21 protein-coding genes are annotated in these 24,319 nt (G+C 65.1%); 11 read left to right on the top strand and 10 right to left on the bottom strand.

The window, feature by feature from the left end:
- Nucleotides 1-171 precede the first annotated feature (171 nt).
- From UP06_RS07745 to UP06_RS07755, 3 genes are read left to right on the top strand one after another with little or no spacing between them, the layout of a single operon-like run.
- Nucleotides 172-831, top strand: a complete 660-nt coding sequence (locus UP06_RS07745) for an LbetaH domain-containing protein (RefSeq protein ID WP_045001960.1) — start codon at nt 172-174, stop codon at nt 829-831.
- A complete protein-coding gene (locus tag UP06_RS07750) occupies nt 828-2,021 on the top strand; it encodes an alpha-D-ribose 1-methylphosphonate 5-triphosphate diphosphatase (protein ID WP_045001851.1) in 1,194 nt (397 codons plus the stop codon). Before UP06_RS07745 ends, UP06_RS07750 begins: the two co-directional genes overlap by 4 nt.
- 18 nt (nt 2,022-2,039) lie before the next feature.
- The gene (locus UP06_RS07755) at nt 2,040-2,744 is read left to right on the top strand and encodes a DUF1045 domain-containing protein (protein WP_045001852.1); all 705 of its coding nucleotides are present in this window, start codon (nt 2,040-2,042) and stop codon (nt 2,742-2,744) included.
- 102 nt (nt 2,745-2,846) lie between these two features.
- On the opposite strand, the gene UP06_RS07760 is transcribed toward UP06_RS07755, so the two are convergent.
- The 5 genes from UP06_RS07760 to UP06_RS07780 all read right to left on the bottom strand — a co-directional run bounded on the left by UP06_RS07760 (nt 2,847) and on the right by UP06_RS07780 (nt 7,984).
- Nucleotides 2,847-3,788, bottom strand: a complete 942-nt coding sequence (locus tag UP06_RS07760; RefSeq protein ID WP_045001855.1) for a dihydrodipicolinate synthase family protein — start codon at nt 3,786-3,788, stop codon at nt 2,847-2,849.
- A gap of 121 nt (nt 3,789-3,909) precedes the next feature.
- A complete protein-coding gene (locus tag UP06_RS07765) occupies nt 3,910-5,991 on the bottom strand; it encodes a methyl-accepting chemotaxis protein (protein WP_045001856.1) in 2,082 nt (693 codons plus the stop codon).
- Between the two features lie 123 nt (nt 5,992-6,114).
- A complete protein-coding gene (locus UP06_RS07770) occupies nt 6,115-6,885 on the bottom strand; it encodes an enoyl-CoA hydratase (protein WP_045001858.1) in 771 nt (256 codons plus the stop codon).
- On the bottom strand, nt 6,878-7,330 hold the full coding sequence (locus UP06_RS07775) for a MarR family winged helix-turn-helix transcriptional regulator (protein ID WP_045001859.1): 453 nt from the start codon (nt 7,328-7,330) through the stop codon (nt 6,878-6,880). The genes UP06_RS07770 and UP06_RS07775 overlap by 8 nt, the downstream gene beginning before the upstream one ends.
- A gap of 45 nt (nt 7,331-7,375) precedes the next feature.
- Nucleotides 7,376-7,984: a TetR/AcrR family transcriptional regulator gene (locus UP06_RS07780; RefSeq protein WP_349509924.1), complete on the bottom strand. Its 609-nt coding sequence runs from the start codon at nt 7,982-7,984 to the stop codon at nt 7,376-7,378.
- 171 nt (nt 7,985-8,155) lie between these two features.
- Between UP06_RS07780 and UP06_RS07785 the strand changes: the two genes are divergently transcribed.
- The 3 genes from UP06_RS07785 to UP06_RS07795 all read left to right on the top strand — a co-directional run bounded on the left by UP06_RS07785 (nt 8,156) and on the right by UP06_RS07795 (nt 12,810).
- Nucleotides 8,156-9,418, top strand: a complete 1,263-nt coding sequence (locus UP06_RS07785; RefSeq protein WP_045001862.1) for an HlyD family secretion protein — start codon at nt 8,156-8,158, stop codon at nt 9,416-9,418.
- A complete protein-coding gene (locus tag UP06_RS07790) occupies nt 9,360-10,982 on the top strand; it encodes an MDR family MFS transporter (protein ID WP_045001863.1) in 1,623 nt (540 codons plus the stop codon). The genes UP06_RS07785 and UP06_RS07790 overlap by 59 nt, the downstream gene beginning before the upstream one ends.
- Before the next feature lie 112 nt (nt 10,983-11,094).
- Nucleotides 11,095-12,810 (top strand): ATP-dependent Clp protease adaptor ClpS, encoded by a 1,716-nt coding sequence (locus UP06_RS07795; RefSeq protein ID WP_045001961.1) that lies wholly within the window; start codon nt 11,095-11,097, stop codon nt 12,808-12,810.
- A 27-nt stretch (nt 12,811-12,837) separates the two neighbouring features.
- On the opposite strand, the gene UP06_RS07800 is transcribed toward UP06_RS07795, so the two are convergent.
- From UP06_RS07800 to serA, 4 genes are all read right to left on the bottom strand, one after another.
- Nucleotides 12,838-14,499, bottom strand: a complete 1,662-nt coding sequence (locus UP06_RS07800; RefSeq protein ID WP_045001865.1) for a tannase/feruloyl esterase family alpha/beta hydrolase — start codon at nt 14,497-14,499, stop codon at nt 12,838-12,840.
- 98 nt (nt 14,500-14,597) lie between these two features.
- The gene (locus UP06_RS07805) at nt 14,598-16,052 is read right to left on the bottom strand and encodes a GntP family permease (RefSeq protein ID WP_045001867.1); all 1,455 of its coding nucleotides are present in this window, start codon (nt 16,050-16,052) and stop codon (nt 14,598-14,600) included.
- A gap of 3 nt (nt 16,053-16,055) precedes the next feature.
- Nucleotides 16,056-17,075, bottom strand: a complete 1,020-nt coding sequence (locus UP06_RS07810; RefSeq protein WP_045001869.1) for a patatin-like phospholipase family protein — start codon at nt 17,073-17,075, stop codon at nt 16,056-16,058.
- A gap of 122 nt (nt 17,076-17,197) precedes the next feature.
- Entirely contained in the window at nt 17,198-18,442 is a 1,245-nt protein-coding gene (gene serA / locus UP06_RS07815; RefSeq protein ID WP_045001871.1) for a phosphoglycerate dehydrogenase, read from the bottom strand.
- 144 nt (nt 18,443-18,586) lie between these two features.
- Between serA and UP06_RS07820 the strand changes: the two genes are divergently transcribed.
- The 3 genes from UP06_RS07820 to UP06_RS07830 all read left to right on the top strand — a co-directional run bounded on the left by UP06_RS07820 (nt 18,587) and on the right by UP06_RS07830 (nt 21,645).
- Entirely contained in the window at nt 18,587-19,201 is a 615-nt protein-coding gene (locus tag UP06_RS07820; RefSeq protein WP_050031584.1) for a D-glycero-alpha-D-manno-heptose-1,7-bisphosphate 7-phosphatase, read from the top strand.
- Between the two features lie 80 nt (nt 19,202-19,281).
- On the top strand, nt 19,282-20,433 hold the full coding sequence (locus UP06_RS07825; RefSeq protein ID WP_045001873.1) for a UDP-galactopyranose mutase: 1,152 nt from the start codon (nt 19,282-19,284) through the stop codon (nt 20,431-20,433).
- Entirely contained in the window at nt 20,434-21,645 is a 1,212-nt protein-coding gene (locus tag UP06_RS07830; protein WP_045001874.1) for a class I SAM-dependent methyltransferase, read from the top strand.
- Nucleotides 21,646-21,651: 6 nt separating this feature from the next.
- Here UP06_RS07830 and UP06_RS07835 read toward each other — a convergent pair whose 3' ends face one another.
- Nucleotides 21,652-22,434, bottom strand: a complete 783-nt coding sequence (locus tag UP06_RS07835; RefSeq protein WP_045001876.1) for a TylF/MycF/NovP-related O-methyltransferase — start codon at nt 22,432-22,434, stop codon at nt 21,652-21,654.
- Between the two features lie 354 nt (nt 22,435-22,788).
- Between UP06_RS07835 and UP06_RS07840 the strand changes: the two genes are divergently transcribed.
- Both UP06_RS07840 and UP06_RS07845 read left to right on the top strand, forming a co-directional pair.
- A complete protein-coding gene (locus UP06_RS07840; RefSeq protein WP_045001963.1) occupies nt 22,789-23,373 on the top strand; it encodes an SIS domain-containing protein in 585 nt (194 codons plus the stop codon).
- Nucleotides 23,374-23,536: 163 nt separating this feature from the next.
- Nucleotides 23,537-24,307 carry a transaldolase gene (locus UP06_RS07845; RefSeq protein WP_045001877.1) on the top strand — a complete coding sequence of 257 codons (771 nt, stop codon included), beginning with the start codon at nt 23,537-23,539 and terminating at the stop codon, nt 24,305-24,307.
- The last annotated feature ends 12 nt before the right edge of the window (nt 24,308-24,319 follow it).

Genomic DNA, 24,319 nt, shown 5'->3' on the forward strand with positions numbered 1-24,319 from the left:
GGGCTCCAGAGTAGCTGGGACCAACCGCTAACGCCGGCGCTTGACACTTGTGTGACACGCACGCTGCGGTGCGGCGATGCTACACACCTCATCCCCTGTCATCGCGCCGTCATGACGTTGTCATCAAGCCGCTCGAAGAGAACCGCCTGCCTCAGTCTTTTGGATTACACCATGGCCGCCAAAGCGCTTTCGGTCCAACCGACCATCGACCCTTCCGCGAAGCTGCATGAGACCCGGCTCGGGGCCTATACCGAGGTCGGCGCGCGCACGATCCTGAACGAAGTGACGATGGGCGATTACTCCTACGTCGTGAACGATGCGCAGATCACCTACACGACCATCGGAAAATTTTGCTCGATCGCGGCGATGACGCGCATCAATCCCGGCAATCATCCGATGCACCGCGCCACGCAGGCGCATTTCACCTATCGCTCCAGCGCCTATTTCCCGGGTGAGAGCGACGACACCGACTTCTTCGACTGGCGGCGCCAGCATCACGTCCATATCGGCCATGACGTCTGGATCGGCCACGGCGCGATCCTGCTGCCCGGCCGCAATATCGGCACCGGCGCAGTGATCGCCGCCGGCGCCATCGTCACCAAGGACGTGCCGGCCTACACCATCGTCGCCGGCAATCCGGCGCGGATCGTGCGGCGGCGGTTCTCGGAAGAGGTTGCGGGACGGCTTGCGAAGCTGGCCTGGTGGGACTGGGATCACGACAAATTGCGTGCAGCACTGCCCGATTTCCGCAAGCTCACGATTGAAGATTTCCTGACGACATACGAAGCAGGGGCACATTCCTCTGCCAGCAAACGAAGCGCGGTCGCGTGACAGACATTTTCCTTGAAGGCGGCCGGGCCCTGATCGGCTCCGAGCTCGTCGAAACCTCAATCGCCGTATCCGGAACGGACATTGCGCAAATCGATACGTCTCGCACTCGCGCGCGGCTGGCGATCGATGCCCGCAACCTGCTGGTCTTGCCCGGCATCGTCGATCTGCATGGCGACGCCTTCGAGCGGCAGATGATGCCCCGCGCCGGCGTCGACTTCCCGATCGACGTCGCGCTCGCCGACACGGATCGTCAGGTCATCAGCAACGGCATCACCACGGTGTTTCACGCCACGACCTGGTCGTGGGAGCCGGGCCTTCGCAGCGGCGACAATGCCCGGCGCCTGCTGGAGGCGATCGAGCGGCAGCGCCCGCAATTCGCAGCCGACACCCGCTTCCACCTGCGGCACGAGACCTACAATCTCGATGCCGAGGACGAGATCAGCCAGTGGCTGGCCGAGGGCCGCGTCGACCTGTTCGCCTTCAACGACCATATGGACGGCACCATCGGCGACATGGCCAAGCCGCGCAAGCGCAACCGCATGGTGGAGCGCACCGGGCTGTCGAGCGAGGATTTCGACACGCTGGTGGCGCACATCGTGTCGCGCGCCGCCGATGTTCCGGCTTCGATCGCCCGGCTCGCTGCTGCTGCCCGCGCGGCCGAGGTGCGCATGCTCTCGCATGACGATGCGACACCGGCGATGCGCCAGGGTTTTCGCAGCCTCGGCGTGACGCTTGCCGAGTTTCCGATCAACGAGGAGACGGCGCGGGAAGCGGCAAACGCCGGCGACGCTATCGTCTACGGCGCGCCGAACGTCCTGCGCGGCGGCAGCCACACCGGCTGGACCAGGGCGTCGGACATGATCGCAAAAGGGCTCTGCTCGGTGCTGGCCTCGGACTACTACTATCCCGCGCCGCTGCTTGCCGCCTTCAGGCTCGCCGCCGACGGCGTGCTGCCGCTGACGGAGGCCTGGAAGCTGGTCTCGGCGGCACCCGCGCAAGCCACCGGCCTGACCGATCGCGGCGTGCTCGCTCTGGGGCGTCGGGCCGATATCCTGCTGGTCGATGATAGCATTCCGCTGCGGCCGCGGCTCGTTGCGGTGATTGCGGCAGGTCGGCTCGTGCATCTGACCGATGCGACGCGGTTGCTTGGCGCGGCGGCGACGTCGCGCGAGACTGTCGCCGCGGCATAAATTGGTTATGCTGAGGTGATGACAGGTTTTCCTCGCTACGCGGTCTATTTCGCGGCCGACGCCGACAGCGCGCTCTCGCACTTCGGCGCGGAATTGCTCGGCTACGACGCCCACACCGGCAATGAGATGCCATTTCCGGACGAGCCGCTGCGCACGGCGCCGGACTGGCGCGACATCACCGCCGATCCCCGCAAATACGGCTTTCACGCCACGCTGAAGGCGCCGATGGCGCTGGCGCCAGGCAAGACCGAAGCCGAACTTATGGCGGCCTGCGCGACATTCGCCGGCCAGGCGCGGACGATTCCGCTGATCCGCCCGGTCGTCGATTCCATCAGCGGCTTCATCGCCGTCATTCCGGCCGCGCCGGTCGGCGATCTCCAGCAGCTCGCTGCCGATTGCGTCCGCGATTTCGATTCCTTCCGCGCCCCCCTGAGCGCGGAGGACCGCGCGCGGCGCAAGCCCGAGAAGCTCAGCGCGCGGCAACGCGACTATCTCGATCGCTGGGGCTACCCTTACGTGATGGAAGAATTCCGCTTTCACATGACGCTGACGGGCCGGCTGGACGCGGAGCGGCGGGCGCCGATTCTGGAGATGCTGCGCAGGCGGTTTGCGCGGCTCGGTCTCGATACGCTGGCCGTCGACCGTATCGCGCTGTTCAAGCAGGATGATGCCAAGGCGCGGTTTCGCATCATCGGCGAGTGGACGTTGGCCCCACCTTCGTAGGGTGAGCAAAGGCGCGGAGCGCCGTGCCCACCACTCTTTTCGGCTGACAAGTTGGTGGGCACGCTTCGCTTTGCCCACCCTACGGCTGCGGAGTGTGTGACTCTACTTCCCCCACCGCAACGCCAGCGCATCGCGCTCCTTCGCGAGCTCCAGCAACCCCGCGCGCGTTGCCGGATGCAGTGACTGCAGCGGGTGCCGCACGGTGTCCGACTTAATCACGCCGCCGGCCTGCATCATGACCTTGCAGGCGATCAGGCCGCACTGGCGGTTCTCGTAGTTGATCAGCGGCAGCCAGCGCTCATAGGCGGCCTTCGCCTCCTCGCGTCGGCCTGCGAAATAGGGATCGATGATCTGGCGGATGCCGTCGGGATAGCCGCCGCCCGTCATCGCACCGGTCGCGCCGGCGTCGAGATCGGCGAGCAGCGTGATCGCTTCCTCGCCGTCCCAGGGGCCTTCGATGTCCTTGCCACCCGCCTCGATCAGGCTTCGCAGCTTTGCGGCTGCGCCGGGCACCTCGATCTTGAAATAGCGGATGTTGGAGAATTCGTGCGACAGCCGCGCCAGCAGCTCGACCGACAGCGGCGTGCCGGCGACCGGCGCATCCTGGATCATGATGGGAATATTGATCGCGCCCGAGAGCACCTTGAAGAATTCGACGACGCCTTTTTCAGGCACCCGGAAGGTCGCGCCATGATACGGCGGCATGACCATGACCATGGCGGCGCCCGCAGCTTCAGCCTGCTGGCTGCGCGCCGCGCACACGGCCGAGCTGAAATGGGTGGTGGTGACGATCACAGGCACCCGGCCCGACACATGCTCCAGCACCGCATGCATCACGGTCTCGCGCTCGGCATCGGTGAGCACGAATTGCTCGGAAAAGTTCGCGAGGATACAGAGGCCGTGCGAGCCGGCATCGATCATGAAATCGACGCAGCGACGCTGTCCGTCGAGGTCGAGCTCGCCGCGCTCGTCGAAGATGGTGGGCACGACCGGGAACACGCCGCGATAGGGGCGCTGGGCCTTGTTGTGGGGCGTCACCGGCATCGAACTCTCCGTCCCTGATGAACTTGTCTGTCGCCGCACGCGCCCGACGTCACAGATGTACTCGGCGCATGGATCGGCGGCAATGCCGATCCATGCGCCGTTGGAACAGAGAATGTGGGAGTTATGCGGTCTTCACCGCGCCGAGGAAGCCCTCGACCGCGACGCGGAGGCGGTCGGCATCGGCCGACATCTTCTTCACGGACTGGGACAGCACCGTGCCGGCGTTGCCGGTCTCCTGGTTGAGCTTGGCGACGCTACCGATGGTATCGGTGACCTCGCGGGTGCCTTGGGCGGCCTGCTGGAAGTTGCGCGATATCTCGGTGGTGGCCGCGCGCTGCTGTTCCACGGCCGCCGCAATCGCCGTCATCTTCTCGTCGATACCGCTGATCGAACCGCCGATGGAGCGGATGGCGGCGACAGCCTGGCCCGTAGCGCCCTGGATCTCGGCGACCTGCCGGGAGATTTCTTCCGTCGCTGTTGCCGTCTGCGACGCGAGGCTCTTGACCTCGCCGGCAACGACGGCAAAGCCGCGACCGGCTTCGCCGGCGCGGGCGGCCTCGATGGTGGCATTCAGCGCCAGCAAATTGGTCTGGCCGGCGATGGCGTTGATCATCTTCACGACCTCGCCGATGCGGCTCGCCGTTTGGTCGAGTATCTCGACGGTGGCGTTGGTCTGCGCGGCCTGCGATACAGCTTCGCGGGCCTCGCGCGCGCTGGACTGCACCTGCGCGGAGATTTCGCCGACGGAGGCAGAGAGTTCCTCGGTCGCGGCCGCGATGGTCTCGAGATTGTTGGTGGCCTGCTCGGCCGCGTTGGAGACCGCCGCGGTCTGGCTGGTCGACTCCGAGACCAGCGTGCGCACGTCGGTCGCGGTCGCATCGAGCTCCTTGGCCGACGCGACAACGCTGTGGATGACCGCCTGCACGGTGTCGTCAAAACTGCGGCACGCGTCATCCACGGTGCCGGAACGCGCGAGTTGCAGCGCCTGCTGCGATTCGCGCTCCTGGCCCAGACGCTCCGCGGTCGCGGCACTCTCGCGCAGGCTTTCCAGCGCGGCGGCCATGGTGCCGAACTCGTCAGGATATCTGGATTGCGGAACCGGCGTTGCGTAGTCGCGCGCACCGATCCGGGCGATGGCGTCGAGGATGGCACGGACCGGGCGCATCAGGCGATTGCGCACCACGTACACACCAGCCAAGGTCACGGCGAGCGCCATCAGGAAGGCGAGCGATTGCACGACGAGGTTGGTGAGCGCCTTCGCCTGCACCGTCTCGGCGCGCGCGATCGACTGATCGAGCGCCTTGGTGGCGACTGCGACGATGAAGGCGAATGGCGACTGGCACAGCACGTTCCACTCCGCGGCGGCCATCGCTGGCTTGCCGCTGCCGTCAAGATTCTTGGTGAGATCGCCGATCTGCTTGAGTACGCCGTCGGTCTTGGCCCGCGCGTCCTTTGCGGCGGTGACCATGTCCGCAGCCACGTCGGGCGCGGCCAGCAGGTCGTCCATGCCGGACCAGCCCGCAGCAATGACTCCGTTCCAGTTCGCCAGGGTCTGCTTCTGGGCCTCGTCGAGCGGCTTGCTGGTGTTGACGTTCGGACGCAGCGTCGAGCATTGGATGCCGTAGCGGTCGCGCACCTGCCAGGCGAGGCGGCGGACCTGGATCATGCGCGCGATGAAGGGATCGTTCATCCAGGCGCGGTTCGAGACCGCGGTGGAAGCAAGGTTGGCCGTATCTATCACCTTCGTGACGGCATCATACCAGGCGCCGGTGCGCTCCATCTTGCGCTCGGCGCGCGGGCGCTTGGCCTCATCATAAAACAGTTGGAATTGCGGCGCGGCTTCAGTCCAGCGCTGCTTCAGCGTGCTCGCGAACTCGTCGCGTCGAGCGAAATCGACAGTGGCGAGGGCCGCACCGACAGCCTCATAACCGGCCAGTTCGGCCTTCTCCGCCGCTTCGAGTTTCGCTCGCGCGTCATCCTCGCCGAGCAGCGCGCTCTGGGCGTCACCGCGATTGTTGCGCAGTGCGAGCACGCCCTGGAAGATCGACTTGTCAGCAGCGGCAAGTCGCGCAGTTTCAAGACTGTCGCTGTAGCGGCCGAAAGCCCCGACCATCTGGATTGCCGTAGAGGCCAGCGCACCGGCCGCCAGCAGGGCCATCAGCGTCAGGAGAAGCGAGCTTACCGATTTCTTAAACATTGCCATGAGTCACGGGGCCTACTCTTCGCGAGAGGCCACCTTGCACAGCGACATGCCAATGTTCCGTTAAGGCTTTAATCGAATTGGCAAGAATTCCAGATTTGCCAATGCTTTTAGTAGGTTACGGCATCACGCGACCTTGGTGAAATCCGGCGGACGGCGCTCGGCAAACGCCGTGAAGGCCTCGCGCGCCTCGGCAGTACGTAGACGCTGCGCAAAGTGCTCGCCTTCCGCATTCATCTGCGCAACCAGCGCCTCGCCATTGCGCATCAGCCGCTTGGTGGCGGTGAGCGCGCCGGCCGGCTGGCGGGCGAGACGTTGGGCGAGCGCAAGCGCCTCGGCATCGAGCTTGTCGAGCGGCACGACCCTGTTGGCGAGCCCCCATTCCAGCGCAGACTTGGCCGGCACGGTTTCGCCGAGCGCAAACATCTCGTAAGCGCGGGCATAGCCGATGCGTGCCGGCATCAGCAGGCTGGAGGCAGCTTCCGGCACCAGCGCGAGGCTGACGAACGGCGTCGACAATTGGGCGTTGTCGGCGAGCACGACGAGGTCGCAATGCAAGAGCATCGTGGTGCCGACGCCGACGGCGCGGCCCTGCACGGCTGCCACCAGTGGCCGGGTGCTGCGCGCCAGCGACTGGAGGAAGCGCACGACGTTACGGCTCCCTTCCGACTTGCCCGCCGCGACAGCCGCGAACTCGCCGACGTCGTTGCCGGCCGTGAACATGTCGCCCTCGCCGCGGATCAGGATGACGCGGACGGACGCATCGAGCTCGGCGGATTCGATGGTGTCGGCAAGCTTGCCATACATCGCATCCGTCAACGCGTTCTTCTTGTCGGGACGCGCCAGCGTAAGGGTGAGAATTCCGCCGTTGTTCTCGATCCGGACATGCTCAGTCATTGGTCTCTCCTCTTGGGAATTTATCCTGAATGCTCGTCAGCCAGCGCGCGACAATATCGATCTCCGCGCCGGTAAATCCTTCCGTCAACGCCGCATTGACCTCGGCAGCGCCCGCCTTCGCTTGCGCGAGTGCAGTGCGGCCTTTCGACGTCAGCCAGACGCGCCAAGCACGTCCGTCCTCGCTATCCGCGCGCCGCTCGACCAGCTTTGCGGCTGCGGTGCGGTCGACGAGGCCGGAAATGCCGGCCGGCCCAAGATCAAGCGCGGCACCCGCCTCGCCCATCAAGATGCCGTCCTGCTTGCCGAGGATGAACAGCAGCCCCGCCTGCGCCGGCGTCACCTCATTCTCAGGCCGCGCCGCCATCCAGCGCTGCAACCGCCGCTGCGCGACGCTCAGCAGGTAGATCAGCCGGTGATGCCTCGCCGCGGTCTCTTTATTTCGCATGCGAAATAGATAACGGAGGTGACGAGGTTTGTCAAAGGGCTACCGCTAGGCCGATGCGGCGCGACAGCCGTCCAGGAACAGGGCCGCGCAGGTTCGCACGCGTCCCTCGATGTCCTTGCGCGACGGCAGCGGCATGCCACCATAGATCGCCGCACGTTGCGGCGCCGAGGCGACCATGCCGATCAGCATGCCGGCGGCCTCGTCGACGTCGTCGATCACGATCAGCTTCTTCTTCACCTGGGCGCGGAGCCATCGCGCCAGCGCAATGGCGGTGCGGGAAATGCCGTTCTTGTAGAAGTTCGCAGCGAGATCTGGGAACGCGGCCGATTCCTGGAGCACCATGCGCTGCAAAGCGACGACTTCCGGATCGAGCGCCAGATCGGCGCAGGCGAGCAGCGCAGCGCGCAGTCCCGTTTCGATATCGACCTCGCCGCTGGCCTGGAGATCGACGGCGGACAGAAGCCGCTCGAGTCGATCAGCGCACATCGCTTCGAACAGCGCAGCCTTGCCCGGAAACAGGCGATAGAGCGTCTTGGTCGAGATACCAGCACCGCGCGCCAGCTCTTCGGTGCTGGTCGCGGCATAGCCATCGACGGCGAAGGCGTGTCGCGCGGCGTCGAACACGATCCGCTTCGTCTCCTCGTCGCTGCGCACTGGCGGCCGCCCGCGCGGGCGGCATTCCGTTGAAGATTTGGCCGTTGAAGATTCTGCCATCGAAGATTTTGCCTGAGCCATGTCTTTACATGATGCCTGTCATTCTATTGACAGTCCCGAAGCTAATCCTATTTTGGAAATTATCAAGTTTCCTAATTCAGGGAGCCGGCCATGACCGTGCACACCGCCCCGCCCAAGACCGAATCCACCGTGGTTCCCACGTTGCCGCCGGAAGGCGTCCTGCCCGCCGTGCCATCCCCGGCCCGCCGTCAAAAGCTCAGCCTTCGCAATCTGTTGCTGGTGGGTGTGGCGGCTGCCGCGCTGGCCGGCGCAAGCTGGTACGGCTACGACTATTGGACGGTCGGCCGCTTCCTAGTCTCCACCGATGACGCCTATGTGAAGGCCGACAACACCACCATCGCGCCGAAGGTCAGCGGCTATCTCGACCGCGTTTTGGTCGGCGATAACGAGCATGTGAAGGCAGGCCAGGTGCTGGCCCGGATCGACGACCGCGACTTCAGGGTCGCTCTCGATCAGGCCAAGGCCGATGTCGCCGCTGCGAATGCAACGGTGACGAGCAAACAGGCCCAGCTCGATGTTCAGGACACCGTGATCGCCGCGGCCAAAGCGACCATCGATGTCGACAATGCCACGCAGATGTTCGCCCAGCAGGAGAACAAGCGTTACACCGACCTTGCGGCAACAGGCTACGGCAGCGTGCAGAACGCGCAGCAAGCACAGGCGCGCAACGCCGGTGCAGAGGCCGCGATCCAGCGCGACACCGCCAATCTCGCCTCAGCCCTCAAGCAGGTCGAGCTCCTGAAGGCCGAGATCACGCAGGCCAAGGCCGCCGCCGCTCGCGCGGCCGCGCTCCAGCATCAGGCCGAGCTCAATCTCGGCTACTCGACGATCGTCTCCCCGATCGACGGCGTCGTCGGCAACCGCACGCTCCGCGTCGGCCAATATGTGCAGGCCGGAACGCAATTGATGTCGATCGTGCCGGCTGAGGGCGCCTATGTGGTGGCCAATTTCAAGGAGACCCAGCTCACCCACGTCCGCGCCGGGCAAGAGGTCGAGATCGAGGTCGACACGTTCCCGGGCCATTTGGTGCACGGCCACGTCGATTCCATCGCGCCGGCCAGCGGCCAGGAATTCGCCCTGCTGCCGCCGGACAACGCCACCGGCAATTTCACCAAGGTCGTGCAGCGCATTCCTGTGAAGATCGCGCTGGATGCCGAGACCGCGCCTGCGATCGAGCTGCGGCCCGGCATGTCCGTGATTCCGACCATCGCAACCCGTTCAGCGCCGACCGCGCAAGCGGCAACGACGCCCCAAACAACATCGAAAGCCAAGCTTGTTTCCGGAGGGTCGTGCCATGTCAAACAGCCTCTCAATCTCGACGCCAGCACCCGCAACGCCGGCCGCGACGCCTGAGCGCACCGCCGCCGATCCCAACCGGGCGAGCGCAACGATCTGGATCGCGGTATTCGCGGCAATGATCGGCGCCTTCATGGCGATCCTCAACATCCAGATCACCAACGCCTCGCTGCTCAACATCGAAGGCGGCATCGGCACCGGTGTCGACAACGGATCCTGGATCTCGACGTCGTATCTGATCGGCGAGATCATCGTGATTCCGCTGACCGACTATTTGTCGCGGATGTTTTCCTTCCGCAACATCATGCTGAGCTTCGCGACGCTGTTCGCGGCATTCTCCGTCGCCTGCGCCTTCACCCACGACCTGCCCTCGATGATCGCGATGCGCGGCCTCCAGGGCTTCTTCGGCGGCGTACTGATCCCGATGGCCTTCACGCTGGTCTTCACCAAGCTGCCGAAAGGCCAGCAGCCGATCGGCCTTGCCATGTTCTCGCTCGCCGTGACCTTTGCGCCGGCGATCGGCCCGACCATCGGCGGCTATCTCACCGAGAATTACGGCTGGCAAACGATCTTCTTCGTCAATGTGCTGCCGACCGCGATCATGGTGACCATCCTGTTCTTCACGCTGGAGCGCCAGCCGATGAATCTCGGGCTGCTGCGCGAAGGCGACTGGTTCGGCATTGCGACGATGGCGGTTGGCCTCGCGTCGCTCCAGGCCGTGCTCGAGGAAGGCAACAAGGACGACTGGTTCGGCTCGCCCTTCATCGTGCGTCTAGCCATTATCGCCACGATCAGCCTGTCGCTGTTCATCTATAATGAGCTCGTGGTGGAGAAGCCGCTGCTGCGCCTGCGCCTGCTGACGCAATGGAATTTCGGCGTCGGCACGCTCGCCGCGGTCTTCCTCGGCTTTGCGTTGTTCGGCTCGGTCTATCTGCTGCCGGCCTATCTCGGCCAGGTCCAGGGCTACAATGCCGAGCAGATCGGCAATGTGCTGGCATGGACCGGGCTGCCGCAGCTCCTGCTGATTCCGCTGGTGCCGAAGCTGATGCAGCGGTTCGACGCGCGCTATATCGCAACGATCGGCCTGCTGCTGTTCGCCGCGAGCTCCTTCATGAACATCATGATGTCGCTCGACTATTCCGGCGATCAGTTCTTCGTCCCCAATGTCGTGCGTGCGATCGGCCAGGCGCTCACCCTGGCGCCGCTCTCTGCGCTGAGCCTCGGCAGCGTCGCGCCGCAGGATGCGCCCGCGGCTTCCGGCATCTCCAACATGATGCGTAACCTCGGCGGCGCCATCGGCACCGCGGTGCTCGCAACCATCGTCACCAAGCGCGAGCAGTTCCACTCCAACATCATCGGCCATTCCATCACGCTCGGCCGCGAAGAAGTCCGCACCCGCATCGCGCAGCTGACGGACTATTTCATGGCCCATGGCGTGCCCGACCCCAACGCCGCGCGTGAGCAGGCCATCATCGCGCTCGGCAAGACCGTCAAGCGTCAGGCGCTGGTGATGGGCTATTCCGACACGTTTGCGGTGATCGGCGTGGTGCTGGTGCTCGCCGCGATCGCGGTGCTGCTGACGCGGCGCGTCAAGGCGGCCGGCGGGGGTGGCGCGCACTAAAGGGGTCGAGAGCCGATCGCCAATTTAATGCGGCCGCCACACTTGACGGCCGCATTATTCTATGTTCCCTATATGTTCCATTCAATCTTAGATTGCCATGGAGCATGTCGTGATGAGTACGCGTGGTGAGAACGAGCCGGCCCAACTCGTCATTCACAATGACGACGACACTCCGGATCAGTTCGTCATCGATTTGCTCCGTCAGGTTTTCGGCAAGTCGGAACGCGAAGCGGCTGCGCTGATCACTCAGATCGAGCAGAAAGAAAAGGCGGTCTGCGGGCCCTATCCGCAATCCGTCGCGGAAGCTTTGTTCACATCGGCGCAGCAACGCGTTTCCCTGCAAGGTCACAGCCTTCGGATCACGCTCGAGGCGATCAAGACGCCCTGCGAGCTCTGCGGCAAGCCCGAAGGCCGGATGGACGTACGGATCGGAAGCCGTACGATCTGGCTGTGCAGCGACTGCATGCGCGCGGCAGATGACAAGGCCGATGAAGCGGAAGAAGAGTTCGATTTTGCCTGCGACGTAATGGACTGGCACTTTACCAAGGTCCCGCGCAGCAAGCTTGTCACCACGATCCGGCAGTTTCCGGGCCATATGCGGGTCGACGTCCAGGCCGCGGTCGACCGGCTCTTCGGCAAGGCCGTCAGATTGTTCGGGCTGAACGAGGAGCAGCGCTATGAAACGCTATCGGTGTCGCGGCTCCTCAAGGAGGGCCGCTATGCGCTCCCGATTGCCCCGCTGCAATATTCCGACGTCGACGTCGGCGAGAAGAGCCCGGTCAAGTGTCTGGATAACGGACTATGGCTGTGCGAGCACGATGGTCTTCGCTATGCGGTTTTGCTCTGCGCGCACCGCGAGTACAGCCGCGAGCCGGGAATTCGGATCGAGATCCTGGTGCCGTCAGGTTCCGCAGGCGCGGCGCTCGTCCAGCAATGCTTTAGTGAGCTGGAAGAGGCCGTACAGGCTGCGCGGACCTATCGCGGCAAGATCCTCTCGCTTGATGCCGACAGCGACTATCGCGGCCGTTCGCGCGGCATCACCGTGCACCGTTTGCCGCCGGTTGCACGGGACGAGGTGATCCTGCCGGAGCAGACCCTTCGGTTGCTCGATCGCAACGTGTTGAATTTTGTCGGCATCCGCGATCAGCTGCGCCGGCTCGGCCAGTCGACGCGCAAGGGCATTTTGCTGTACGGACCGCCCGGCACCGGCAAGACCCACACGATCCGCTACCTCGCAACGCATCTGCCCGGACATACGACGCTGATCATCACCGCCGAGCAGATCGGCCTTCTCGGTGCCTATATGAGCCTGGCGCGACTGCTTCAGCCCTCGATGGTGGTGATCGAGGATGTCGATCTCATTGCTCGCGATCGCGATCACATGGGACCGTGCGAGGAATCCATGCTGAACAAATTGCTCAACGAAATGGATGGGCTGAAGGAGGATGCGGACATCCTGTTCGTCCTGACCACCAACCGGCCGGAAGATCTCGAAGGCGCCCTCGCCGGTCGCCCCGGCCGCATCGACCAAGCCATCGAAGTGCCGCTTCCTGATGAGACGGGCCGCGGCAAGCTGGTCCGGCTCTACGGCAAAGGACTGCCAATCGAGGACGCGGTGGTCGCCGAGGCGGCCCGGCGCAGTGACGGTACGAGTTGCGCATTCATCAAGGAATTGATGCGACGGCTGGCGCAGGCGAGCCTCGCACGCGATGGCGGCAACTCCGTCATCTCCGCCGATATCGACGAAGCCCTCGACGACATGCTGTTCTCCGGCGGCCGGCTCAATGCGCGATTGCTGGGAGGCGCACAGGCGATGGCAGCGGGGTGACGCCTCGCCGGAGTTGCGCGCCGTTCGCTACGGCGCGCAAGCAAAGCTTGCCGCCTCCGCCACCGGGCCCGCCTTGTAATGCGGCCAGGCCGGCCAGCGGCACAGCGGCATTGCGCGCAACACCGCAAACGATGGCGCCTCGAGCCTCTGCTCGGTGACCTCCAAATCACCGGGCGCCTTGCCCTTCTCGACCCAGTCGACCAACGCGCTCAGCATGTCGATATTGGCCGGCGCGCCGGAGCCGACATGGTCGACGCCGGGCGCGGTGTAGAGCCGCGCGAACTCCGCGGTCTCGGCCTTGCCGAGCTTGCGCTCGACGCTCTCGAAATAGCGGATGCCGGCATAGGGGCTCTGCGCATAGTCCGACATGTGCTCAAGCATGATCAGCCGGCCGCCGCGGGCGCGGAAGCGGCTGAGATCGGGATCGGTCGAATCCATCAGACTCGAGACTTCAAGCAGCCGTGCCTTGTGCTCCTCCACCTTGTAGGTGGTGACGTCGAGCTTGGGATCGCGTGCGAACACATATTGAATGCCGCCGGCGCCGTAGATCCAGGCGATACCGTTGTTGGGTGCAGGCGGCTGCGCCGGCGGGGCTGTGCCGAGCCACCATGCGAGCCAGCCGCCGGTCGGGCCGATCGCCGGCGTATCCTCGCCGGAGACGCCCCAGCCCGGATAATCGTCGAGACCGTTGGCAAGCGTGAACGGGAATTTGTAGGTCGCATGCAGCGTGTTGACCGCCTTGATCTGCGCCTCGCTGAGGCACTGATCGCCCGTCTTTCCGTCCGCACAGCGCAGCGTCTCGACCTTGAACGCCGCCTTGCAGGCGACGGGATCCTGCACCAGCGCGTCGTCGGAGCCATCGGCCTTGTCGCAAGCCGCCCGCACGGCGTCGCCGACGAGCTTCACCTGCGCCGGATTGATCCAGCCGTCGCCCATGGTCGCGAGGCCCGAGCGGGTGCCGGCGTGCTGAAGGCCGACCCAGTTGATGACGGGCACGCGTGCGAAAATCCCGTTGAAATCGTCGGGATAGCGCTGCGCCATGGTGAGGCCTTCGCGGCCGCCTTCGGACGAGCCCATGAAGTACATCTTGTCTGGCTTCTTGCCGTAGGCGCGCTCCATCAGCACGACCGCGACATCGCGCACCTTCTTGTAGGCACGATGGGCAAAATTCTCGAAGGCTTCGTCGTTGAGCGCGAACAGCTGCGGCGGTTCGCCCGGCCTGGACTCATGACCGGAATCGGTGCCGTAGGTAACGAAGCCGCGCGCCAGCGGCGACGGCTTGTCGAAGGGATAGGCCGGCGGCAGCCCAAGCCCCGTGATCAGCACGCCGTTAAAGCCGCCGCCGCCATACTGGACCGAACGCCCATTCCATTCGACGGGAAGGTTGACCTGAAACTTGATCGGCGGCGCCTTGGGATCGGCAGGGTCGATATGGCCGAGCAGCTTGCAGAAGGCGGGATTAGCCGGCGTGACGCGCCCCGATGGTGTCGGCCCGCGCTCGGCAACGGCGAGCGTGGACGGCGCCTGCAATGTCGCGGAATCGATCTTCGCGGCGTCAGTGCCGCCGACGAAGCCCTTGCAGGCCGTATCGGCGTCCTCCGCCAGCGTCGCCGCGGACGAAGTACCCGCACTCAGTGCCGCCGCCGAACCCAGGAGCAACGCACACAGCCTTGCACTCATTCGCGCCATCGTTTCCACCCGGTTTTCTCGATTTTGTTGCGTTCTACAGTTGGCCGCATTCAATGCAACCTTCGCCCTGCCGTCAATCGCTCACGCTGTCATTCCGTTCAGAACGATCCGAGCGCGCTGCCCAGGGCGATCACGGCCACCAGCGCCACGAGCGACGTCACGATGCCCACCATCACGATGTCAAGATAGCTGTCGCGATGGGTCAGGCCGCAGATCGCGAGCAGGCTGACCACCGCACCATTGTGCGGCAGGATGTCCAGCGTTCCCGAACCGATGACCGCGACGCGATGCATCAGCGAAAGGTCGATGCCGGTGCGCGCGGCGAGCTCGACATAGGTCGGGCCGAGCGCGTCGAGGGCAATGGTCAGGCCGCCGGATGCCGAGCCGGTCAGCGCGGCCAGAATGTTGGTCGCTACCGCAAGCGAGACCAGCGGACCGCCCTCGATCGCGAGCACCCAGTCGCGCACGGTCGCAAACGCCGGCAGTGCCGCGATGACCGCGCCGAATCCGACGAGGCTGGCGACACTCAACGCCGGCAGGACCGACGCATTGGCTCCGGCGTCCATGGTCTGCCGCAGAGAGGGAAGCCGGGTCCAGTTCAGGATGATGGTCGTGACGATGGCCGCGCCGAGCGCGACGCTGACCGACCACACACCTGCGACCGCGGCCAACGATGTCTCGCCGAAGCGTTGCTCGCTCAGATACGAGACATCGAGCCGCGGCAGCACCAGGAGCGACATCGCGAGATTGACAGCGACGACGACGGCCAGCGGCAGGATGGCACTCACTACCGGAGCAGATGCCTCGCTGCGCCGTCCATGCCGGATCTCCGCCGGATCGAACTCCCGCGCCGTCGTCGCATGCTCACGGACCAGTTCGTCATCGACGGCGTGCTCCGTCCCATCCTCGACGTCTTCGCCATAGCCTTCTCCGGCTCGGCGAGCCGCGCCTTCGGCGCGATGCAGCCACCACAATCCCGCACCACATATGATTAGGGAGGCGATGATGCCGAGGCCCGGCGCGGCAAACGGCGTCGTGCCGAAGAACGGCATCGGGATCGCATTCTGGATCGACGGCGTGCCCGGCAGCGCCGACATGGTGAAGGTCGACGTCCCCAGCACGATCGCGGCCGGGATCAGCCGGCGCGGAATCGCAGCCGCACGAAACAGCGACCGGGCCATCGGAACGATGACGAAGAACGCGACGAACAGGCTGACGCCGCCATAGGTGACCATGGCACCGGCCAGCACGACCGCCAGGATCACGCGCCGCTCGCCGAGGCGTTTCGCCATGAAGCCGGCAACCGACGTGACCGCGCCACTATCGTCCATCAGCTTGCCGAAGACGGCGCCGAGCAGGAAAATCGGGAAGAACTGCGCCAGGAATCCCGCCGCGTTCACCATGAAGACCTGCGTCAGGTTCGCCAGCAGCGGCTCGCCGCCGAACCACGCCGCCACCAGGGCCGCGAACGGCGCAAGCAGCAGGACGCTCCAGCCGCGAAAGGCAAAGAGAACGAGCAGGCCGAGCCCCACCAGAATGCCGAGAAGGCCCACGTCTCAGCACTCCGACAAGAGAACGTCGAGATCGGCGGTCGTGCGCTGGCCGACATCCGCGCCATGCTCGTCGAGAAACGTCTCGGCCGCCTGACGTCCTTCGGCGCGCAGCATCGAGACGAACTCCCATTCGGCGTTGAGCTTGGATGAGGCGCCGAACTTCGCCAGCATGTCGCTCTTGACGCGGTGCGTCCGCATCTGCGCCCAGCGCGCGCCTTCGCCGCTGCCGGGGTCGGCGGCCTGGCGCAGCAGCGCGATCATGCGCAACTCTTTCATCAACGGCGAATTGAACGAAATCTCGTTCAGTCGATTGAGAATCTCCGCTGCCGTCCGCGGCTCTTCGAGCGTCTCGGTCGGATTGATCTGTACCAGGATGGTGTCGTGCGCGTCGCTCTCGCGGATCAGTGGCGTGATGGTCGGGTTGCCGGCAAAGCCGCCATCCCAATAGGCTTCGCCGTCGATTTCGATTGCACGGAACATGGTCGGTAGGCAGGCCGATGCCAGCAGCACATCAGCCGTGATCTCGGCGTTGCGGAAAATCCGCCCGCGCCCCGTGCGTACGCGCGTCGCGGTGATGAACAGTTTGATTGGCGAGCGCGCGAGGCGCTCGAAATCAATGCTCTCGGCCAGAACCTTGCTCAGCGGATTGTAGCCGGTCGGATTGAGATCATAGGGCGACAGTACGCGCGACATCAGATCGGTAAGGATGTAGAAGGGCGACGTATCGAGCGTCCAGCGCCCCATCAGCCGGTCGAGCGGCGAGCGCTGGAGCGGGCTGAAGGCCGCGGCCTTCGAAACACGGCGCCAGTATTGTTCGAGCGCATCACGCGCACCCTCGGCGCCACCGGCTGTCCAGCCATCGGCCAGCACAGCCGCATTCATCGCGCCTGCGGAGGTTCCGGAGATCGCGGCGATGGTGAGCCACTTTTCCTCCAGCAGGCGATCGAGCACGCCCCAGGTAAAGGCGCCGTGCGAACCGCCGCCCTGAAGCGCGAGATCGATCAGTACGGCGTCCCGTTCCATGGCGGCACCCACGCAACTGAAACTCAAATTCGACGCGATTTGTCACATCCGCGTCGAAGACGGCAGCGCAGTGTAGAGAGCCTTTGCGGCGGAATGCAACTGGAACGTGGGGCTCTCGCCGTTTAGTGTTCGAACACGAGCCGCGCCCCGATCGTACCATCGAGGCCGCGGATTTGCGCCAACAACGTCGCCGAATCCTGGCCGCCGAGGTCGGCATCGAGCACGACGTAGCCGAGGTCGCCCGCGGTCTCCAGATATTGCGCGGCGATGTTGATGTCGCGCTGGAGGAAGACCTCGTTCAGACGGCGCAGCATGCCCGGCACGTTGCGGTGAACGTGGCTGAAGCGTGCGCCGGAGGGGCGTAAGTGCAACTGCACTTCGGGGAAATTCACCGCGCCCATGGTGGAACCGGTGATGAAAAAGTCGACCAGCTTGCGCGCCACCTCGCCGCCGATGCGCTCCTGCGCCTCCTCGGTCGAACCACCGACATGCGGCGTGAGGATGACGTTGCCGAGGCCCTGCATCGGGCTCTTGAAGCGTTCCGCGTTCGAGGACGGCTCGACCGGAAACACGTCGATGGCGGCACCCGCAAGATGACCGTCGCGCAGCGCGGCCGCCAGCGCGTCGAGATCGACCACGGTGCCGCGGCTGTTGTTGATCAGGAACGAGCCAGGCTTCATCGCCCGCAGCTCGGCCCCGCCGATCATGCCGGCGGTCTCCGGCGTTTCCGGCACGTGCAGGCTGACCACGTCGCTCTGCGCCAACAGTTCCTCCAGCTTATCGACCGGCTCGGTGTTGCCGTGGCGGAGCTTGTCGGTGCGGTCGTAATAGATCACCCGCATGCCCATCGCTTCGGCCAATGTCGAGAGCTGCGAACCGATATTGCCATAACCGATGATGCCCAGCGTGCGACCGCGCACCTCGCGGCTGCCGGTCGCGGACTTGTCCCAGCCGCCGTCATGAGCCGACACCGAGCGGGGAAAAATCTGCCGCAGCAGCATCACGATCTCGCCGATCACGAGCTCGGCGACGCTGCGCGTGTTGGAGAATGGCGCGTTGAACACGGGAATGCCGCGTTTGCGCGCCGCCAACAGATCGACCTGGTTGGTGCCGACGCTGAAGCAGCCGACCGCGAGCAACCCATCGGCGGCCTCCAGTACGTCGTCAGTGATCTGGGTGCGCGAGCGGATGCCGAGCAGCGACACGCCCTTGAGCGCCTGCCGCAGCGCCTCGCCGTCCAGCGCCTTGGTCAGCCGCTCGACATTGGTGAAGCCCGCGCTTTTGAACAGGTCGACGGCGCTGTCATTGACGCCTTCGAGCAGCAGCGCCTTCGCGCTCCGCTCAGGGCTTTGGCCTGGGGCTGGCATAGAATCTCCATGGATGGCGGCTTTGCCGCAGCTCATAGACCGCGGACGACGCGCAGCACAATAGGGTTTGGATATGGGATTTTCGCTTCGCTCCGTCCAGGTGACGCACTAAAAGCATACCGAACCGGCCGGAAAATCCGCCTGATGCGCCCTGCCATCTTCTTCGACTGCGACGGCGTGCTGAACGAGGAGCCCGGCGGCCATGGCGTGCTGGGGCCGGATGACGTGCGGCTCATCCCAGGCGCGGGTGAGGCCGTGCGGGCTTCGCACGAGGCCGGCTATCTCGCGATCATCGTCACCAACCGCGCCCAGGTGGCAAAGGGCTTTGTCACGCTCGCCGGCCTTGAGACGATTTTCGCACGGGTCCGCGAATTGCTGGCGCAGGACGGCGGCCTCGTCGATGCCATCTATTTCTGCCCGCACCATCCGGAGCGGGGAAGGCCGGGCGGCGCGCCGGACTTCCAGATCGCCTGCGAATGCCGCAAGCCCGGAACGCTGCTGTTTCGCAGGGCCATTGCCGATTTTGGCATCGACCTCGGCCGCTCCGTGCTGATCGGCGACAGCCTGCGCGATATCGGCGCCGGTCGCGCCATGGGGCTCAAGACCTATGGCGTGCGCACCGGCTTTGCCTGCCGCGATGTCGAGCGCTATCCGGACCAGGCCCCGCCCGTGCCCGACCGGATGTTTGCCGACGTTGGCGCGGCCGTCGCATTCTGCCTGGCCCCGGCGGAACACGGACAAGCCGGCGGGCCCGATTGACGCGGTCCGGCCGTTCGCCGATACCGGCATGACTTGGACCGGCGCGACTTGCCGATTCGTGTGGGGACTGGACGGGACGGATGAAGACAGCTCTGGTGATCGGCGGCGGCATCGCCGGCTGCGCCGCAACGCATCAGCTCATCAAGCTGGGCGGATGGGACGTCACGATTGTGGAGGCCGCGCCGTTCCTCGGCGCCGGCGTGCGCACCTTCTGGTACGGCGGTCATCCCTACACCTTCGGCCCACGCCACTTCCTGACCCAGAACCGCGCCGTATACGATTACATGGATGCGATCGTTCCCCTGCGTTCCTGCGCCGACCACCAGTTCATCACCTATGTCGAGCGCGACAACGCCTTCTACAACTATCCGATCCACGAGGACGACATCGCGCTGATGCCCGACCGCGACAAGATCGCCGCTGAGCGCCAGTCGGCGCGCGGCGTCGCGGAAGCAAAAAACCTCGAGGAATATTGGGTCGGCTCGGTCGGCCAGACGCTCTATGACAAGCTGATCGACAAGTACAACAAGAAGATGTGGCTGGTCGACGACAACAAGCGCATCGACACGTTCAACTGGTCGCCGAAGGGCGTCACCATCAAGAGCGGCTCGCGCGCCGCGTGGGACACGGCATGGTCGGCCTATCCGCACGCGGAGGACGGCTACAATCGCTATTTCGACGTCGCGACCGAAGGCGCCCGCGTGCTGCTGTCGACCCGCATCGAGCGCTACGATTTGCCGGCGCGCGCAGTCTGGTTCGGCGGCGAGAAGCACGCATATGACGTCATCATTTCGACCATCTCGCCGGACGAGCCGTTCGGTCGCTGCCATGGCGAGCTCGCCTTCATCGGCCGCGACTTCCACAAGATCGTGCTGCCGACCGAGCACGTCTTCCCCGAGCACGTCTACTTCCTCTATTACGCCAATGACGAGGCGTTCACGCGTCTCGTCGAATACAAGCAGTTCACCCACCACAAATCGCCGACGAGCCTCGTCGGCATGGAGATCCCCTCGCACAACGGCAAGCACTATCCGCTGCCGTTTTTGTCCGAGCAGGAGCTCGCGCGTAAATATTTCGCGCTGATGCCCGACCACGTCTATTCGATCGGCCGCGCCGGCAGCTATCGCTACGGGCTCGACATCGACGACTGTATCGAGCAGGCAATGGTGATGGCGCGCCAGATTGCAGAAGGCGGCCGCGACCATCCGGTGCCGATCGAGGCCTGGCGCTAGATGAGCGAGCCCGCCGCCACGCCGCTTCGCTGCGTCGTCTGCGGATCGGGCGATGCGGTAACGGTGTGGTCGGTGGCGCGTAGCCCGATGCACGCGGTCCGGCCGTCCGGCGTCGCCGATCACGCCAGTGGCTTCGGCCAGTTGGACATTGCGACATGCACCAAGTGCGGACATCTCTCCAACCGGGCCTTCGACGCTGACGCAGCCGATGAGCTCTATGGCGCGCTGGTGCTGACCAACGAGCCGGTGAGCGCGGGCATGATCGCGGCCGTGGACGAGACCGCGGCGCTGATCATGCGGCATCTGAAGCAAAGGCCCGCCGTGCTCGAGGTCGGCGGCGGCGGCGGCGCGCTGTCGCTGGCGCTGGCACGCCGATCGGCGCGCGTCGATCTGGTCGAACCCAGCCGCGCGCTCGGTGCCGAACGCTTTGCCGGCACCGGCGTGACGCTGCACCGCGCGATGTTCCCGGCCCCTACAATTGCCGGACGCCGCTTCGACGCCGTGGTGTGTCGCCAGGTCATCGAGCACGTGCCGGAGCCCGCGCCGTTCCTGGCCGCGCTTCGCGCAAGCCTCGCCGACGACGGCATCGCCTATCTCGAACTGCCGAGCGCCGACGACATCTTGCGCCGCCATTCGATCGTCGATTTCCACTATCCGCACGTGCACTACTACCGGCGCGCCGAGATGGAGTGGCTCCTCGCACGCGCCGGGTTTGCGATCGAAGAGGTCTTCGACATCAAGCAGGGACACGACATGGGCTTCCTGCTGCGTGCGGTGAAGCCGCTCGCGCGTGAAGCCCGCGCGTCGTCCGATATCTCGCCCTCGGAATTTGCGGCGGCGTTAGCCGAACGGCGCGTGCGGGCAGCGCAGCGTCTCGCTGCGATCAACGGCCCCATCGCACTCTATGGCGCCAACGCCTATGCGCAGGCCCTGCTCGGCCTCTACCAGGACAGCACGCGTTTCGACGCAATGTTCGATGACACCGCCTCCTACGCCGGACGCTGCGTCTACGGACCCGCAGGCAAGATAGCAATCGAGCCGCCGGGCAGAGAACGTCTTGCCGGCATGGCAGCCTTGGTCATCGCGGCCTATCTGCACGATGCCGAGATCGCGCGAAAAATCGCGGCGATGGGATTTCGCGGCCCCGTCTACACGCTGCGCGCGCCAGACCCTGAAGCGCCGGGCGCCATCGCAAGCTTGTTCGCCCCGTAAGGCAGCTCAGATCAGATCCGTCTCGGTCTCGGATGCGATGTAGGACCGTCCCCACCAGCCGATGTCGAGATGGCGAACGAAGCGCCAGTGTGACCGCTGGCGGTATTCGACAAAGGCCCGCGCCAGCCCGCGCGCGGGATTGCCACGATTGCCGACGAAGAGATCGTCGATATAGAGCACCGATCCGGCCTGAAGCAGCGGCTCGATGAAATCGAACACCGGAATGGCGGATTCGTAGAGATCACAGTCGATGGTGGCGAGTGCGATCTTGCGCCCGCGGCTTGCGAACTGCTGTTTCAGCTCGGAGGTCAGCGAGTTGCCGTAGAGGCCCTTCACCGTACGCACCTGCCCGGTGTAGATGCCGTGCTCGCCGATCAGCCGCAGAAACTCCTGCTCCGAGGTCGCGAGCGCACCTTGCGTCCACTTGCCGACACTGGTCTCGGTTTCCGGCGCGGGCAGCCCGGCAAAGCTGTCGAACGCCCAGAATTCCATGTCGTTGAGATTCTTGCGCCGTGCCTCCGTCAGCGCCATGCGGAAGGTCCGCGCGCGGTGGCAGCCATATTCGTGATAGTCGCCGGCGATCTCGTTCTCCTTCAGGAAATCGAACACCTGACGGAAGAACCTCAGCTTTTCGCCCTGCCGGTTCTGCTGGTTGTAGCGGATCTCGTCCTCCGCCGACCAGTTCGCGAGCGCGGCACCATCGGCGATCTCGACCCAGGGCTCGTGGGCGAGCGGCGTGATACCGGTCGCGGGCTCCGCGGGGACGCTGTCTGCACGATCGCGGCTCATGACAATCCGATGGTTAGCGGGGAATCCCAGTTCCCCGTGGTGGAATCAACGCGTGTCAGCTTAAGCGAGCCACCGGTCAAGACCAGCTTCTGCGGTAACCGGAACGGATTATCGCATTGCGGGAGCCGCGGCAGCGCAGGACCTGTTGATAACTACCTCGGACCTATCGTCGGCGGCCTCGAATCGACTCAGAACACGGACATGGAGCAGCAACACGCGGACACACGTAAGACTACGGTGGCGCAGGTTGCGGCCGTGCGTCGGGATTCGCGGCGGGATAATCAGGTCAACGGTGATTCGCCGGCTGGCCCGCGAACCGGGCTCGACGAAGCACAAACGAGGCCGGTTGCGAAGGTGGAACACGTCGCCCAATACCTGCGGGAAGTCTGCGATATCGCGCAGGCCTTGCCGGCAGGCGAGATCGAGGCGCTCTGCGACGAGCTGGTAGGCTTGCGCGAGCGCGGCGGCCGGCTGTTCATCCTCGGCGTCGGGGGCAGTGCCGCCAATGCGAGCCACGCCGTCAACGACTTCCGAAAGCTGTGCGGCATCGAGACCTACGCGCCGACCGACAACGTCTCCGAACTCTCTGCGCGCACCAATGACGAGGGCTGGCCGAGCGTGTTCGTCGAATGGCTGAGGGTCAGCCGGATCGGGCCGCGCGACGCAATTTTGGTTCTCTCGGTCGGCGGCGGCAACCTCGAACGCAATGTCAGCCCCAACATCGTCGCGGCGGTGAAGGAGGCGAAGGCGCGGGACGCCCGCGTGCTCGGCATCGTCGGGCGCGACGGCGGCTATACGAAACAGGCCGGCGACGTCGTCGTCGTGATTCCAACCGCGGCAGAGCAGCGTGTCACGCCGCATGCCGAAGCGTTCCAGGCAGTGGTCTGGCATTGCCTGGTCTCGCATCCGAAGTTGCAGCGCAGCGCCACCAAATGGTGAGGCGCTGGCATGCGGACTCCGGGCGGAGTAGCTTGGCGTAGTGCGTGAGTCGTCTTCTTCGCGTCGGACATCCGGCGCGACAGCAGATGGGTTTGACTTGGCCGGGCTGGACCACATCCGTGGAACGATCCAGCAGGCGACGGGCTGAAGGGGCTTACGCAACATGAACGCACCGAGCATTGACGCGCTCAATATCAAGATCTTTGGCGACGGCGCCGATCTCGCAACGATCCAGCGCACGTCGCTCGATCCGCGAATCAAGGGCTTTACGACCAACCCCTCGCTGATGCGCGCGGCAGGCGTCAGTGACTATCGCACGTTCGGCCGCGCGGCGCTGAGCATGGTGCGCGACCGGCCGATCTGCTTCGAGGTGCTGGGCGACGACCTCGCCACCATCGCCCACGAAGCACGCGAGATCGCTTCCTGGGGCCCGAACGTCTACGTCAAGCTGCCGGTGACCACCACCCGCGGCGAATTCTGCGGCCCGGCCATCGCGCAGCTCGCGCGCGACGGCGTGAAGGTCAATGTCACTGCCATTCTCACCCTGAGCCAGGTCGAGCGCGTCCGCGACGTCCTCGATCCCGACACACCGTCGATCGTCTCGGTGTTCGCCGGGCGCATCGCCGACACCGGGCGTGACCCCGTCGCGATGATGGCGGAGGCGATCGAGATCCTGTCGGATCGCCCGACGGCACAACTGCTCTGGGCCAGCCCGCGCGAACTGCTCAACCTGTTCCAGGCCGATGCCATCGGCTGCCACATCATCACGCTGTCCGCCGACCTCCTGAAGAAGTTCGATCTGGTCGGCAAGGACCTCGACGTCTACTCGCGCGAGACCGTCGCGATGTTCCGGAACGATGCGCTCGCGGCAGGCTACGAGCTGTCGCCGCGCAAGCCGGTCAGGAAACGCGTCGTCGGCCGTATCGATCGTTAACAACACCGGTTT

It is taken from the genome of Bradyrhizobium sp. LTSP857 (assembly GCF_000938285.1).
In the GTDB taxonomy this organism is placed as follows: Bacteria; Pseudomonadota; Alphaproteobacteria; order Rhizobiales; family Xanthobacteraceae; genus Bradyrhizobium.

Coding starts and splice junctions, on each gene's coding strand:
- UP06_RS07745 (WP_045001960.1), top strand. CDS start 172: ATGGCCGCCAAAGCGCTTTCGGTCCAACCGACCATCGACCCTTCCGCG.
- UP06_RS07755 (WP_045001852.1), top strand. CDS start 2,040: ATGACAGGTTTTCCTCGCTACGCGGTCTATTTCGCGGCCGACGCCGAC.
- UP06_RS07760 (WP_045001855.1), bottom strand. CDS start 3,788: ATGCCGGTGACGCCCCACAACAAGGCCCAGCGCCCCTATCGCGGCGTG.
- UP06_RS07765 (WP_045001856.1), bottom strand. CDS start 5,991: ATGGCAATGTTTAAGAAATCGGTAAGCTCGCTTCTCCTGACGCTGATG.
- UP06_RS07770 (WP_045001858.1), bottom strand. CDS start 6,885: ATGACTGAGCATGTCCGGATCGAGAACAACGGCGGAATTCTCACCCTT.
- UP06_RS07775 (WP_045001859.1), bottom strand. CDS start 7,330: ATGCGAAATAAAGAGACCGCGGCGAGGCATCACCGGCTGATCTACCTG.
- UP06_RS07785 (WP_045001862.1), top strand. CDS start 8,156: ATGACCGTGCACACCGCCCCGCCCAAGACCGAATCCACCGTGGTTCCC.
- UP06_RS07790 (WP_045001863.1), top strand. CDS start 9,360: ATGTCAAACAGCCTCTCAATCTCGACGCCAGCACCCGCAACGCCGGCC.
- UP06_RS07795 (WP_045001961.1), top strand. CDS start 11,095: ATGAGTACGCGTGGTGAGAACGAGCCGGCCCAACTCGTCATTCACAAT.
- UP06_RS07800 (WP_045001865.1), bottom strand. CDS start 14,499: ATGGCGCGAATGAGTGCAAGGCTGTGTGCGTTGCTCCTGGGTTCGGCG.
- UP06_RS07810 (WP_045001869.1), bottom strand. CDS start 17,075: ATGGAACGGGACGCCGTACTGATCGATCTCGCGCTTCAGGGCGGCGGT.
- serA (WP_045001871.1), bottom strand. CDS start 18,442: ATGCCAGCCCCAGGCCAAAGCCCTGAGCGGAGCGCGAAGGCGCTGCTG.
- UP06_RS07820 (WP_050031584.1), top strand. CDS start 18,587: ATGCGCCCTGCCATCTTCTTCGACTGCGACGGCGTGCTGAACGAGGAG.
- UP06_RS07825 (WP_045001873.1), top strand. CDS start 19,282: ATGAAGACAGCTCTGGTGATCGGCGGCGGCATCGCCGGCTGCGCCGCA.
- UP06_RS07830 (WP_045001874.1), top strand. CDS start 20,434: ATGAGCGAGCCCGCCGCCACGCCGCTTCGCTGCGTCGTCTGCGGATCG.
- UP06_RS07835 (WP_045001876.1), bottom strand. CDS start 22,434: ATGAGCCGCGATCGTGCAGACAGCGTCCCCGCGGAGCCCGCGACCGGT.
- UP06_RS07845 (WP_045001877.1), top strand. CDS start 23,537: ATGAACGCACCGAGCATTGACGCGCTCAATATCAAGATCTTTGGCGAC.